Origin of the sequence: Tenacibaculum agarivorans (assembly GCF_001936575.1) — a bacterium.
In the GTDB taxonomy this organism is placed as follows: domain Bacteria; phylum Bacteroidota; class Bacteroidia; order Flavobacteriales; family Flavobacteriaceae; genus Polaribacter; species Polaribacter agarivorans.
In genome coordinates this window covers 85499-99915 of sequence record NZ_MSMP01000011.1, presented here as the reverse complement: position 1 = coordinate 99915, position 14417 = coordinate 85499, and the positions used below count along the sequence as shown (strand labels likewise).

At 31.8% G+C, this 14417-nt stretch carries 15 protein-coding genes and 1 pseudogene; 2 read left to right on the top strand and 14 right to left on the bottom strand.

What is annotated here, in order from left to right; translation table 11 throughout:
• The first annotated feature begins 58 nt into the window (after positions 1 to 58).
• Positions 59 to 1273 carry an NADH:flavin oxidoreductase/NADH oxidase family protein gene (locus BVC87_RS10325; RefSeq protein WP_075342297.1) on the top strand — a complete coding sequence of 405 codons (1215 nt, stop codon included), beginning with the start codon at positions 59 to 61 and terminating at the stop codon, positions 1271 to 1273.
• 80 nt (positions 1274 to 1353) lie between these two features.
• Here the strand turns inward: BVC87_RS10325 and BVC87_RS10320 are convergent, their stop codons facing one another.
• From BVC87_RS10320 to hisG, 14 genes and pseudogenes are all read right to left on the bottom strand, one after another.
• On the bottom strand, positions 1354 to 1551 hold the full coding sequence (locus BVC87_RS10320; protein WP_075342296.1) for a hypothetical protein: 198 nt from the start codon (positions 1549 to 1551) through the stop codon (positions 1354 to 1356).
• Between the two features lie 152 nt (positions 1552 to 1703).
• Positions 1704 to 2297: a DUF3841 domain-containing protein gene (locus BVC87_RS10315; RefSeq protein WP_075342295.1), complete on the bottom strand. Its 594-nt coding sequence runs from the start codon at positions 2295 to 2297 to the stop codon at positions 1704 to 1706.
• 254 nt (positions 2298 to 2551) lie between these two features.
• Positions 2552 to 3154, bottom strand: a pseudogene (gene hisIE / locus BVC87_RS10310) (bifunctional phosphoribosyl-AMP cyclohydrolase/phosphoribosyl-ATP diphosphatase HisIE); the annotation flags it as partial.
• 118 nt (positions 3155 to 3272) lie between these two features.
• The gene (locus tag BVC87_RS10305; protein WP_075342293.1) at positions 3273 to 3614 is read right to left on the bottom strand and encodes a cyclic-phosphate processing receiver domain-containing protein; all 342 of its coding nucleotides are present in this window, start codon (positions 3612 to 3614) and stop codon (positions 3273 to 3275) included.
• 180 nt (positions 3615 to 3794) lie between these two features.
• Positions 3795 to 4550, bottom strand: coding sequence for an imidazole glycerol phosphate synthase subunit HisF (hisF, locus tag BVC87_RS10300; RefSeq protein WP_075342292.1), 756 nt, complete (start codon positions 4548 to 4550; stop codon positions 3795 to 3797).
• A 2-nt stretch (positions 4551 to 4552) separates the two neighbouring features.
• The gene (locus BVC87_RS10295; RefSeq protein ID WP_075342291.1) at positions 4553 to 5065 is read right to left on the bottom strand and encodes a DinB family protein; all 513 of its coding nucleotides are present in this window, start codon (positions 5063 to 5065) and stop codon (positions 4553 to 4555) included.
• A gap of 4 nt (positions 5066 to 5069) precedes the next feature.
• Positions 5070 to 5807 carry a 1-(5-phosphoribosyl)-5-[(5-phosphoribosylamino)methylideneamino]imidazole-4-carboxamide isomerase gene (gene hisA / locus BVC87_RS10290; protein ID WP_075342290.1) on the bottom strand — a complete coding sequence of 246 codons (738 nt, stop codon included), beginning with the start codon at positions 5805 to 5807 and terminating at the stop codon, positions 5070 to 5072.
• A 161-nt stretch (positions 5808 to 5968) separates the two neighbouring features.
• Positions 5969 to 6145: a hypothetical protein gene (locus BVC87_RS23395; protein WP_159439342.1), complete on the bottom strand. Its 177-nt coding sequence runs from the start codon at positions 6143 to 6145 to the stop codon at positions 5969 to 5971.
• Positions 6146 to 6310 (bottom strand): hypothetical protein, encoded by a 165-nt coding sequence (locus tag BVC87_RS23390; protein WP_159439341.1) that lies wholly within the window; start codon positions 6308 to 6310, stop codon positions 6146 to 6148.
• A gap of 121 nt (positions 6311 to 6431) precedes the next feature.
• Positions 6432 to 7013 (bottom strand): imidazole glycerol phosphate synthase subunit HisH, encoded by a 582-nt coding sequence (gene hisH / locus BVC87_RS10285; RefSeq protein ID WP_075342289.1) that lies wholly within the window; start codon positions 7011 to 7013, stop codon positions 6432 to 6434.
• 110 nt (positions 7014 to 7123) lie between these two features.
• Positions 7124 to 8260, bottom strand: coding sequence for a bifunctional histidinol-phosphatase/imidazoleglycerol-phosphate dehydratase HisB (gene hisB, locus BVC87_RS10280; protein WP_075342288.1), 1137 nt, complete (start codon positions 8258 to 8260; stop codon positions 7124 to 7126).
• A 123-nt stretch (positions 8261 to 8383) separates the two neighbouring features.
• Positions 8384 to 9412: a histidinol-phosphate transaminase gene (hisC, locus tag BVC87_RS10275; protein WP_075342287.1), complete on the bottom strand. Its 1029-nt coding sequence runs from the start codon at positions 9410 to 9412 to the stop codon at positions 8384 to 8386.
• A gap of 195 nt (positions 9413 to 9607) precedes the next feature.
• Positions 9608 to 10891 (bottom strand): histidinol dehydrogenase, encoded by a 1284-nt coding sequence (gene hisD / locus BVC87_RS10270; protein ID WP_075342286.1) that lies wholly within the window; start codon positions 10889 to 10891, stop codon positions 9608 to 9610.
• Positions 10892 to 10999: 108 nt separating this feature from the next.
• Positions 11000 to 11857: an ATP phosphoribosyltransferase gene (hisG, locus tag BVC87_RS10265; protein ID WP_075342285.1), complete on the bottom strand. Its 858-nt coding sequence runs from the start codon at positions 11855 to 11857 to the stop codon at positions 11000 to 11002.
• A gap of 678 nt (positions 11858 to 12535) precedes the next feature.
• Here hisG and BVC87_RS10260 point away from each other — a divergent pair.
• The gene (locus tag BVC87_RS10260; protein ID WP_075342284.1) at positions 12536 to 14167 is read left to right on the top strand and encodes an ABC-F family ATP-binding cassette domain-containing protein; all 1632 of its coding nucleotides are present in this window, start codon (positions 12536 to 12538) and stop codon (positions 14165 to 14167) included.
• The last annotated feature ends 250 nt before the right edge of the window (positions 14168 to 14417 follow it).

The window sequence follows — 14417 nt, the reverse complement described above, 5'->3', positions numbered from 1 at the left end:
CTTTTAAGAGGTCATTTAGACCAAAACATTTTAACATACACACTTTCTACATACAATTATGACCAAATTAAACGATTCCATTACTTTACCAAACGGTGCGGTAATCTCCAATAGAATTGCGAAATCTGCAATGAGTGAAAATCTATCTACCAAAAACCATGAACCCAGTCAAACGCTTATAAACGCCTATGCAAAATGGGCAAAAAGTGGAGCAGGGTTATTAGTTACAGGTAATGTAATGATAGATCAGAAAGCATTAGGAGAGCCTTGGAATGTAGTCGTAGAAGATAGACAACACCTTGAAAAATTAAAGGCATGGGCTGCTTCTGTAAAAGATACCAATACACATTTGTGGGTACAAATTAATCATCCTGGTAGACAAGCCATGGATCAAATTAATAGTGTTTTAAAAGCCCCTTCTGCTATACCTTTAAAGTCTAAAGGAAGAAAAAAAGCAACCACTAAAATACCAGAAGCCTTAACAGAAGAAGAAATTCAAGATATTATCAAACGTTTTGGTATCACAGCAGCAGTTTTAAAGGAAGCTGGATTTACAGGAGTTCAAATTCATGGAGCTCATGGATATTTAGTGAGTCAATTTTTATCACCTTATGCCAATGTGAGAGAAGACCAATGGGGTGGTAATTTAGAAAACAGAGCTCGTTTTGTAGTTGAAGTATACAGAGAAATGCGAAAACAAGTTGGTCCTGATTTTCCAATAGGAATCAAACTGAATTCAGCAGATTTTCAAAAAGGTGGTTTTTCTGAAGAAGAATCGATGCAAGTGATTCAAATTCTTTCTAAGGAAGGTATTGATTTGATTGAAATCTCAGGAGGAACCTACGAAGCTCCTGCAATGATGAAAGGAAACCGCAAAAGTACTCGTGAGCGAGAAGCCTATTTTATAGAATATATAGAAAAAGCAAGAAAAATTACGGATACACCTTTGATGTTAACTGGTGGTTTTAGAACAGTTTCTGTGATGCAAGACGCAGTAGCTTCTAATGAATTAGATATAATAGGGCTTGGTCGTCCTTTTACTTTATTCCCTAATATTGGGAATGAGATCATAAACGAAAGTAGATCTGATTTTAAAGCTAAAATGAATACCACTGGTGTAAAGGGTATAGATGGATTAATGAATATTATATGGTATGAAGCACAGATAAAACGATTAGGGTTAGGGAAAAATCCGAGTTTAAAATTAAGTGCTTGGTCTGTATTTTTTACTTATTTCTTTGGCATTATGAAGTTTAAATTCACTAAAAAGTAAATTTTAATATAAAAATGACTGTACAATAAGTTAAATGTACAGTCATTTTAAAATTCATAACAATTTGCTTGATCTATGAATTATCTATTTCTTATTGAAAATGTTCCTCCTGAGCTATGACAATGGTTTATCATACCCAAAGCATCACCCGCTGAACCATTACCTTCCCATGATGTTCCATCTGGGAATATACAAGTAACCGTTACACCTCCATTAACGCTTTGTAATTCTTCTCTATTTAAAGCTTTTGCTCCTTTAATGTTCATTTTTTCTAACATAATATTTAGTTTATAATTGAATTATATCCCAATATTATGTAGATAAACGATCTTAAAAAACACCTAATTAATGAACGTAAGCTATTAATTCATGAACGTAAAACAAATTTGAAAAAAGAGCTTGGGAATTCTTTGGTTTTTAAAGTACTGTATTATCTAGCTGTTAACTTATCAACTGTAATAATATCTTCAGTTGTTAGATTCCAAAAGGTAGCTTGTATTTTTTTGTCTTTAAATGATGAAGTATAATAGTCTACATTAAAATTCATATCAAAAATTTTCTCCCAACTTTTACTCCTTTCTTCATATGTAAAAATAATCCCTTCTTTCTCATTTTTAACTTCTTCTTCTTCTGAACTTGCTAAATAATCTTTGTAACATAAAGGCCAATGCCATAATACGAAATCAGACAATAAAATTTCGCTTTCCTCTTTCTCAATTTCTATTCTATAACCTATTTCTCCTTTAGGTATATGACCTGATCTTCTAAGATCTAGCCTTCTTTTATTTACATCATAATACTGAAACCATGCCCAAATTGGGAGCTGATGCGCATGTTTGGGGCTTCCAATTCTTGTAATCATTTGAAATTTTAGCCAAGAATAACCTTCTTTCCATTCAGGAAGAATGTATTTTTCTTCTGGAATTAAAACTCCTTTGTTTTGTAGTTCATTCCAACCTTTTTCATCTTGAATAGTCCAAAGTTTTACTTTTGAGTTATTCACTTTAGCCGTTGAAAATTCCATATAAATAAAATATCTTTGTTTTCTATTAAAATTGCTCTATGATAACTCTTTTACTACTATTCTTGACTTATTTATCCATTGCAATGGTTTTCTATTTTATCCAGTTTGTTTACACCAAGTTATTTAACGTAGAAACAAATAAAGGCATACACAAATACATCGTGTTTATTATCTTTCTTGTATTTGCATTTGCCTTTAGAGATTATCTTATGTTTTTCTTTGACCTAGTCAGAAATTAAAGGATGTCAAAAAAATTAATGTCTACTTTTTAAAACAGCTTCAATATCTTTTAAGGTAAATCCTTTTGCTTTTAATAAAATAATATAATGATACATTAAATCTGCAGCTTCGTTCGTAAATAATTCATCATTATCATCTTTAGCTTCTATAACTAATTCTACTGCTTCCTCTCCTACTTTCTGAGCTACTTTATTGATTCCTCTTTTAAAAAGCTTATTTGTATATGATGATGCTACATCATTATCGATTCTATCGTGAATGATTTGTTCTAACTCATATAAAAATCCTTTTGGAGTTTCTTCAGCAAAACAAGACGTATCGCCTTTATGGCAAGTAGGTCCCTTAGGATCTGCTTTAATTAATATCGTATCATTATCACAATCGATTTGAATCTCTTTTACATGTAAAAAATTACCACTCGATTCCCCTTTGGTCCATAATCTGTTTTTACTTCTACTAAAAAAGGTAACGACTTGTTCTTTTTCAGTTTTTTCAAATGCTTCTTGGTTCATATAGCCTAACATTAACACTTGTAAGGTATTATTATGTTGAACCACAGCAGGTACTAACCCATCACTACTTTTGTTGAAATCTATGTTCATTTTTATGTTTTTATTGTTATGTCGAGCATTATCGAAAAACGAAGTTTATTTCGTTTGAAGATAACTTATAAAGTAAGTCGAGACCTAATTTACATCACTTATTAAACCCTCTCGACTGCGCTCGAGGTGACATTTATTTTTTATTTAAAAATTCTATATAATTATTTAATAACCCTCTTATCTGTTCCGCCGCTACTGGATTTGCAGAATGTACTTTAAATTGTAAATTCTTCAAATCCAATCCAGATGTATACACCAACCACTTAGCCGCCGCATATCCATCTGGTGCAACTTCTCCGTTAGTATCGAGCCCTAAATCATTATCAAAACTAATAAATTCAGGCAACCCATTTTTTTGAATGTAAGCTACAAATGCGTCATATGTTCTTACAATATCAAAATCTTTTTCTTCAGATTGACCATAAACCATTGCTATGGTTCTAATGTCATCTAGAAATAGTTTTTTCTTTTTCATATTACAATTTTAACTGTCACTTCGAGTGAAATTATTTGTAATGAAATGAAAAATAATTTAGTATCGAGAAGCAACTCAATATTGTTCTCGATACAATTTTTTTGATGATTTCGACGGTGCGAAATCATCAAAAAAATCACTCGAACTGACAAAGTATTATCTTTTTTACATCACATTCATTTACAAACGAACAGGTATATTCTCATCTCTCAATGCTTGTTTTAACTCACGAATTGGGATTTCTCCGAAGTGAAAAACACTCGCTGCTAGTGCTGCATCTGACTTTCCTTCAATAAACGTATCTGTAAAATGTTGAATAGAACCTGCACCACCAGAAGCAATAATGGGTATATTTAACTCCTCAGATAATTTTGCTAAAGCTTTATTGGCAAAACCAGCTTTTGTTCCGTCGTTATCCATTGAAGTAAATAAGATTTCTCCTGCGCCTCTTTTTTCTACTTCTTTTGCCCAATCAAACAAGTTTAATTCTGTTGGAATAGTTCCACCTGCTAAATGTACTTTCCATTCGCTATCAATTTGTTTAGCATCTATAGCAACCACCACACATTGACTTCCAAATTTTTGAGACAATTCATTGACTAAATCTGGTCGCTTTACCGCAGAGGAATTGATAGAAACCTTATCAGCTCCACATTTCAACAAAGCATCTACATGTTCTACAGAAGAAATTCCGCCACCAACAGTAAATGGAATATTTACTTGTTCTGCTACTTTTTCTACCATATCTAAGGTAGTTCCTCTATTTTCTAGTGTTGCCGCAATATCTAAAAACACCAATTCATCTGCTCCTAATTCTGCATATTGCTTAGCTAGTACAACAGGATCTCCAGCATCGATCAGATTGACAAAATTGACACCTTTAACGGTTCTTCCGTTTTTTATATCTAAACAAGGTATAATTCTCTTAGTTAGCATTCTTATTCTTCGTTTTTAATGGTTAAATCTATTCCATCATAAAAGCCTAAACTTTTATTTTTTAATTGTTTGGTCCAAAAAGCTATTTGTCCTGTATGATATGAGTAATGTTCTGTAACATGAATTGCAATTCCAATTCCTGAAAAATTAAATCCTTGTACATTTCTTTTCCTCATGTATTCTTCTTCTGAAGAAGACAAAATTATAGATTTTGCCTTTTCAACCGTAGTTTCTAGTTTGCTTAATAGTTCTTCTTTAGTATATCCAGATGTTGCCTCAAACTCATAATCTCTATTTCTTTTGTCTTCTGTGTTTCCTAAAGAAGCAATTGCATATTGTGTAATATTACCACATAAATGAATGATTAAATTTCCAATACTATTAGAGGAATTGTTGATTCTTTTCCAAATATCCTCTTCTTCCAGTTGTTGAAAACTAATGTTAATCATTCTAGTACTTTCGTCTAATCGATATACTATTTGTTCTGTAAATTCTTTCAGCATTTCAGCTTTCATTGTATTAGGTATTGAGTATAAAACTTTCTAATTGTTGTAAGCTAATTTTATTTTCATAAATAGCTTTTCCAATAATCACTCCTTCACATCCTAATTCAGCTAATTTTGGTAATTCATCAAAAGTTGAAATTCCACCGGAAGCTATTAACTTGATTTGTTTTGAAGAATTTAAAATCTCTTCATAAGTTTTAAAACTTGGTCCTTGTAACATTCCATCTTTGGAAATATCCGTACAAATCACATATTGAATCCCTTTTGATTGATAATTGGTTATAAATGGAATGAGTTCCAAATTACTTTCTTCTTGCCAACCACTAATTGCTATTTTACCTCCTTGGTCATCTGGATAAAAATCGGCTCCTAAAATTATTTTCTCTGCTCCAAACTTTTGGATCCAGCTTTCAAATATTGCTGGCTTCTTTACCGCAATACTTCCTCCAGTAATTTGATTAGCTCCAGATTCAAAAGCGATATTTAAATCTTCGTCAGATTTTAATCCGCCTCCAAAATCAATTTTCAAATTGGTTTTGGTAGCAATTTGTTCCAATACTTTATAGTTAATAATTCTACTGGCTTTAGCCCCATCTAAATCTACTACGTGTAAGTATTCGATTCCAGCATCTTCAAATTCCTTAGCAACCTCTAATGGGTTTTCATTGTATATTTTTTTGGTATTGTAATCTCCTTTTGTTAGGCGAACACATTTTCCTTCTATAATATCTATGGCGGGTATTATTCTCATTGATTAACTTGTTAATCAATCCTGAACTCGTTTCAGGATTTTTAATTAATTACTAATGTTTTTAATTCTGGATTTGAAGCTTTTATCTTTTAGTCATTGCGAGGCACGAAGCAATCCGTTAATTGATTAGCTTCTTTAAATTCGCAATGAAAAATTTCAAATTATAACTTCTTTACTATTTCTCTAATTTTTTCGATTAAAAAATTGGTTTCTTCTAAATGATGTTTTTCTAGTCTTCTGTAACGCTTTTCCCAAGATAGAGATTCATCATCTATATACTTTTTAACTTTAATCCATTTATAGGTTTCTAAAATGATTTGTTTCTCTTCTTGTGTCATTTATTTAAGTATAAAAGTTATTAAAACGAATAATACTATTAAAATAGGATAACCAGTAATTGAAAAATAATATTGATAATCTTTCTCTTCTTTATTCTTAATTGATGCAATAGTTAATGCAATACCTGCTAAAAATAGTATATCTGCTATAATAGATAAAACCAAGATATTTAAGCTATGCGTAAAAAAGGTAAAAAAGCTGCACATATATTGATGATAATAATGTACAATAACAGTTTAAAGGCCCATTTTTTATAATTCGTTCTATTCTCCATTTTATTTAAAGTTAAAGCGCTAAAAAGTTCTTTAAAATCTTTTCCCCTTCTACTCCGCTTTTCTCAGGATGAAATTGCGTTCCGTAGAAATTGTCTTTATGTAAAGCTGTAGCATATTTTACTCCATATTCAGTTGAAGCAATAGCATACTCACAATCTTCTGCATAAAAGCTATGCACTAAGTACATGTATTCATCTTCTTTTATGCCAGTGAACAATTCAGATTTTAACTCTGTTACTGTATTCCATCCCATTTGAGGTACTTTCACATCGTTTGAAAAACGTTTGATGTCTACATCAAAAATCCCTAAACCTTTAGTATTTCCTTCTTCTGATGAATTACACATCAACTGCATTCCTAAACAGATACCTAAAACAGGTTGTATTAAGGTTGGAATCACTTTATCTAATCCGCTTTCTATTAGTTTTTCCATCGCAGAACTTGCTTCTCCAACTCCTGGAAAAATAACTTTATCAGCATTTCGAATTTCATCTATATTATTAGACAAAACGGCATCTACACCTAAACGTTTAAAAGCAAATTGAATACTTTTTATATTTCCTGCTCCGTAGTCTATGATTACTAGTTTCATTATTATTTCAATTTATGCGTCATTACGAATGAAGCTTGTGGAATGAAGTAATCTGTAAATTAAAAATAGATTCCTTCGTCACTTTAATTCCTCGGAATGACGTTTACAAGTTAAAGCATCCCTTTCGTTGATGGTAAAAACATTTTATTCGCATCTCGTTTTACGGCCATTTTCATTGCCTTGGCAAATGCTTTAAAAATTCCTTCAATTTTGTGATGTTCATTTACGCCTTCGGCTTTAATATTTAAATTACATTTTGCGCCATCTGTAAACGATTTGAACAAATGAAAGAACATTTCTGTTGGCATATCTCCTATTTTTTCACGCTTAAATTCTGCATCCCATTCTAACCAATTCCTTCCACCAAAATCTACAGCTACTTGCGCTAAACAATCATCCATTGGTAAACAGAATCCATAACGCTCAATACCTAACTTATTTCCTAAAGCCTTGTTGAACAATTCTCCGAAAGCAATCATAGTATCTTCAATAGTATGATGCTCATCTACCTCTAAATCTCCGTCTACTTTAATCGTTAAATCCATAGCTCCATGACGACCGATTTGATCTAACATGTGATCAAAGAATTTTAATCCAGTATCAATATCATTCTTTCCTGATCCGTCTAAATTCAACTTGATATAAATTTGAGTTTCATTGGTATTTCTTGTTATCTCAGTAACACGATCCTCTAACTTTAAAAACTCGTATATTTTTTCCCAATCTGTACTTGTAAGTGCAATACAATCGTAAATTTCTTGCTTAGAACTTTCAATTTCATCCGTACCTAATTCAGGATTTTCAGATAAATAAATTCCTTTAGCACCTAAGTTCTTTGCTAATTCCATATCAGTAATACGATCTCCTAACACAAAGGAATTCTCTAAATCATATTCCTCAGTGAAATATTGCGTTAACAAACCTGTTCTTGGCTTACGTGTAGGTGCATTTTCATGTGGAAATGTTTTATCGATATGTACTGCCGAAAACACCACACCTTCTTTTTCAAAAGCACTTATAATTTTGTTTTGTGGTGGCCAAAAGGTATCTTCAGGAAAAGAATCTGTTCCTAATCCGTCTTGATTGGTTACCATAACTAATTCATAATCCAATTCAGCGGCTATTTTAGCCATGTATTGAAATACCTTTGGATAATACTCTAGCTTTTCTAAACTATCTAATTGATAATCTACTGGTGGTTCCAATACTAAAGTTCCGTCTCTATCTATAAATAATACTTTTTTCATGATTAACTTGTTAATCAATCCTGAACAAATGCTGAACTCGATTCGGTATTGATTCAGGATCCTTTCTTTATACTATTTTATAGACCTCACGGGTTTTTAAAACCCGCGAGGTCTTATTTTAAATTATTGCTTTGTAATTAATGCTTCAATTAACTTCTCATTCTCTTCAGGTGAGCCTACTGTAATACGAATACAATTATCAACTAACTTATTTCTATTTCTGATAATTACTTTTTTATCTATTAAGTATTCATAGGTTTCATTAGCATAATCAACATTCACCAACAAAAAATTAGCATCTGAAGGATAAATCTTGTTGACTATCTTTAATGAAGCTAATTTTTGTTTTAAAGCTTTTCTTTCTTTTAAAATGACTTCTACATTCTTTTGGAATGTTTCTACATCACTTAATGATTTTAAAACAGCTTCCTGATTTAATTGACTTACATTATATGGTGGCTTAACACGGTTGTATAAACCCATTAGTTTTGCATTCATATACGCCGCCCCAACACGAACTCCTGCCAATCCCCAAGCTTTACTAAAAGTTTGACTAACAATTAAGTTTTCGTATTGATTTATCTTAGCCACAAATGATTCTTGATCACTAAAATCGATATAAGCCTCATCTATGATTACAATTCCATCAAAGTTATCTAAGATATACACTATATCTTCTATATTGAATGAATTCGCGGTAGGGTTATTAGGCGAGCAAACAAAAATGATTTTTACTTTTGGATCATCTAAATACGGTTGCAACTGATTTAAATTGATCTGAAAATCATTAATTAAAGGTTGCTTGATTAATTCAATATCATTAATTCCTGCTGAAACATCATACATTCCATAGGTTGGTGAAAATGTTAATGCTTTATCCACTCCTGGCTCACAGAAAATTCTGAATGCTAAATCAATAATTTCATCACTCCCATTTCCTATGAAGATTTGGTTTGCTTCTACATTTTTAAGTGTAGCTAGTTTTTGTTTGATTTCTTTTTGATGTGGATCTGGATAACGATTTAACGTTCCGTAAGGATTTTCATTCGCATCTAAAAATACATCTGCAGCTCCTTTAAATTCATCTCTTGCTGATGAATATGGTGTTAGATTTAAAATGTTTTTTCTAACTATATTTTCTAAACTAAACATTTTATATAAATAGTTTTAGTTGGTTAATTTACTGTCACTTCGAGTGAAATTATTCGCAATGAAATATAGAATAATTTTATACTTCGACTATCACTCATTAGAGCTATCGAGAAGTAATTGAATTGTTCTCGACACATTTTTATTACGATATCTCTCCATAAAAATACTCGAACTGACATTTATATTTTACGAAATTTACTTCAACGATGTTAATCGTAACGTTACTGCATTTTTATGCGCTTGTAAACCTTCTGCTTCTGCCATTAACTCAATAGCATTTCCAATATTATTTATTCCTTCTTTAGATAATTTTTGAAATGTAATTTTCTTCACAAAACTATCTAACGAAACTCCACTGTAATTCTTTGCATAACCGTAGGTTGGTAACGTATGATTAGTTCCAGAAGCATAATCTCCAGCACTTTCACAACTATAGTTTCCTAAGAAAACAGAACCAGCGTTAGTTATTTTATCAATGAAATCATCAGCTTTTTCAGAAGCAATAATTAAGTGCTCTGGAGCATATTCATTACTAAACTCTGTACAAGTATTCATATCAGAAAAATACAATGATCTACTATTTTCTAACGCTTTTTGAGCAATTTCGTTTCTTGGTAATGCTGCTAATTGCTTTTCTACTTCTTTATTCACTTCTGAAATTACAGTCTTACTATCTGATAATAAAATCACTTGGCTATCTACTCCGTGTTCTGCTTGCGATAATAAATCTGCCGCAACAAAACTAGGATTACATGTTTCGTCTGCTATAACTAACACTTCACTTGGACCAGCAGGCATATCAATAGCCACTCCAGATTGTTGTGCTAATTCTTTCGCTTTAGTAACGTATTGATTTCCTGGTCCAAAAATTTTATATACTTGCGGAATAGTTTCCGTTCCGTATGTCATTGCTCCGACTGCTTGTGCTCCTCCTACTTTAAAAATTTGAGTGACACCAACTAAATTTGCCGTGTATAAAATTGCTGGATTTACCTTTCCTTCCTTATTTGGTGGCGTACATAAAACAATCTCTTTACACCCTGCAACTTTAGCAGGAATGGCTAACATTAAAATTGTTGAAAATAACGGTGCTGTTCCGCCAGGAATGTATAAACCAACTTTTTCGATTCCTACAGATTTTCTCCAACATTCTACACCTTTGGTGGTTTCTATTTTTTGTGGAGCTTCTTTCTGAGATTCGTGAAACTTTTCAATATTATTTTTCGCTAAAACAATTGCTTGTTTTAAATCTTCAGATACTTCATTTGCTGCGGCTTCAATCTCTTCTTGAGTTACAGTTAAAGAAGTTAATTTCACACCATCAAAACGTTCAGCATATTTGAATAAAGCTTCGTCTTTATTTTCTTTTACATCTTCCAGAATATTAGTAACAGCTTCATCTAGTGTAGATTTATCAAACTGTGCTCTTTTACACAAGTCTAACCATTCTTTCTGATCTGGATTGTTATATAATTTCATTTGTATTATTTTTATGTCATTGCGATTGAAACGCAGTGCAAAGAAGCAATCTACTACTATTAAAAAGATTCTTTCAGTCGCACAACTCCTTCAGAATGACGGTAAATTTTATTGTACCATGTTTTCGATCGGACAAACTAGAATTCCTTCAGCTCCTGCTTCACGTAATTCATCAATTACATCCCAGAAATCATTCTTATTAATTACTGAGTGTACAGAACTCCATCCTTCTTGAGCTAATGGTAAAATAGTAGGACTACGCATTCCTGGTAAAATCTTAGTAATTGTTTCTAACTTTTCATTCGGTGCATTTAATAATACGTACTTATTCTCTCTACCTTTTAAAACTGATTGTAATCTGAATTGAATTTTTTGTAAAATTGCTTCGTTTTCTTCAGATAGTTTTGGCGACTTTACTAAAACAGCTTCCGATTTTAATAACACTTCAATCTCTTTTAAATTGTTTTTGAATAATGTACTTCCACTCGATACAATATCACAAATTGCATCAGCTAAACCAATATTTGGTGCAATTTCAACAGATCCGTTAATAATGTGTAAATTAGCAGTAATTCCTTCTTTTTCTAAGAACTTCTCTACAGTTTTTGGGTATGAAGTAGCAATACGTTTTCCTGCTAATTCTTTTAAACTTGAAATGTTTGATGTTTTTGGAACTGCGATAGAAACTTTACATTTCGAAAAACCCAGTTTTTCAACTACTTCGATACTTTCGCCTTTCTCCACGATTAAGTTTTCTCCAATAATCGCAATGTCTACTACTCCATCTCTTAAGTATTGCGGAATATCACCATTACGTAAAAAGAAAACCTCTAAGGGGAAATTTCTAGCTGAAGCTTTTAATTGATCTTTACCATTGTCAATAGAAATACCAATAGCTTTTAACAATTTAAGGGACTCTTCGTTTAATCTACCTGATTTTTGAACGGCTAATCTTAATTTACTCATTTTTTAGTTTGTGTTGTTGTTTGAGTAAATCTTTAGATTTTTAATAGTTTATAAAACTAAAAAATCCGCTTGACTTACTCAAACGGATTTTAAATTTTATGATTGTTAATTACATACATATCATTATCAATTCGCCTGAGTGCAAATGTGATGATGATGGTGATGTAATTGAATAAATGTCATTGTAATTATTTTACGCATGCAAATTTAAAGGATATTTATTTTAATATACAACTATTTTTTTAAAATGTTTTTTATTAAACAATTTACGTTTAAATGTTTGATTTTATTGCAGGGTTAAAATTATACCCAAAAAGAATGTGTCATTACGAAGGAGTAGCTTGAGCGAAGCCGAACGACACGACTGAAGTAATCTCTTCATAGGTAATTAAGATTGCTTCGTTTTTCCTTCCATGTTAATCAGGGCACACTCAGAATAAAAATAAAGAATGTCTGATTGAGTCTCTCAATTATCATTAAAAATTAATTCCGTCAAAATCTAACTTCAGGTTTCTATTGTATACTCAAACTTATTAATTAGATGAGATTCCGAAATAAATTCGGAATGACAACAAAATAAAAACTATAACAATTAAATATGCTCCAAATACTTTCTCTTAAAATTCAAAGATCAGCAGTTGTAAAATTAGTATTTTCGCGACATTATAAAATAACAGTATGATATCAGTAGACCAATTAACGGTTGAGTTTAACGGAAGTGCCTTATTTAGCGATGTTTCTTTTGTGATTAATGAAAGTGATAAAATCGCTTTAATGGGAAAAAATGGAGCAGGAAAATCTACAATGATGAAGATTATTGCAGGATTAACTTCTCCTACAAAAGGTGGAGTTCGTTGTGCTAAAGATACCGTAATTGCTTACCTTCCTCAGCATTTATTGATTGAAGATAATTGTACTGTAAAAGAAGAAGCTTCAAAAGCATTTAAATCAGTTTTTGATATGAAAGCTGAAATGGATGAATTAAACAAGCAATTAGAAACACGTACCGATTACGAATCTGAAGCATACATGAAAATTATAGAACGTGTTTCTGACTTAGGTGAAAAATACTATGCTTTAGAAGAGATTAACTATGAAGCTGAAGTTGAAAAGGCTTTAAAAGGTTTAGGCTTTAAACCTGAAGACTTCGACAGAGCAACTTCTGAGTTTAGTGGTGGTTGGCGTATGCGTATTGAATTGGCTAAAATTTTATTACAAAAGCCTGATTTAATATTATTAGATGAGCCTACAAACCATGTTGATATTGAATCTGTAATTTGGTTAGAAAATTTCTTATTGAACAAAGCAAAAGCTGTTGTTGTAATTTCTCACGACAAAGCGTTTATTGATAACATTACCAATCGTACCATAGAAGTTACGATGGGAACAATTCACGATTATAAAGCGAATTATTCACATTATTTAGAATTACGTAAAGAACGTAGAGCACACCAATTAAAAGCTTACGAAGAACAACAAAAATTTATTGCAGAAACGAAAGCATTTATCGAGCGATTTAAAGGAACGTATTCTAAAACCAATCAAGTAGCTTCTCGTGAGCGTATGTTAGAAAAATTAGTTCCTGTAGAAATTGATGAAGTAGATACTTCTGCTTTAAAATTACGCTTCCCTCCTTCTCCAAGATCTGGTGATTATCCGGTTAAAGTTAATGAATTGACAAAAGTTTACGGAGATCATGTAGTTTTTAAAGACGCTAGTTTTGCCATTGCTCGTGGTGAGAAAGTATCATTTGTGGGTAGAAATGGTGAAGGAAAATCGACCATGATTAAAGCTATTATGGGTGAGATTGATTTTGAAGGTGAAGGTGGATTAGGTCATAATGCCAAAGTTGGATATTTTGCTCAAAATCAAGCTTCATTATTAGATCCTGAATTAACGATTTTCCAAACAGTTGATGAAGTGGCTGAAGGAGATATTCGTACGCAGATTAAAAATATTTTAGGTCGTTTTATGTTTAGCGGAGACGATTTAGAAAAGAAAGTAAAAGTGCTTTCTGGTGGTGAAAGAACACGTTTGGCAATGGTGAAATTATTACTAGAACCTGTGAATTTATTAATTTTAGATGAGCCTACAAATCACTTAGATTTAAAATCGAAAGATGTGATTAAAGAAGCCTTATTAGATTACGATGGAACTTTAATTTTGGTTTCTCACGATCGTGATTTCCTACAAGGTTTATCTCAAAAAGTTTTTGAATTTAAAGATCAACGTGTAATAGAGCATTTTGAAACTATTGACGCTTTCTTAGAGCGCAATAATATTAACGCCTTAAAAGAGATTGATTTGTAAAAGTTGTTTTTTTCTGGTGATTTCGACAGGCTCAACCACCGCTTTTATAGTCATTACGAACAAACTCTGACCTATAAACTAAGTTTCGGGCGTAATAACCATAATAGAAAGTCTTTGCGAAAGGAACACAGTGGAGTGAAGCAATCTATCTATTGGGAACTCACCACAATATACAGCACTTTAAACTATTAAAATTACTTCGTCATTGCCATCATAAAATCAGGCAATACCTCGTAATGACCACAGCAGA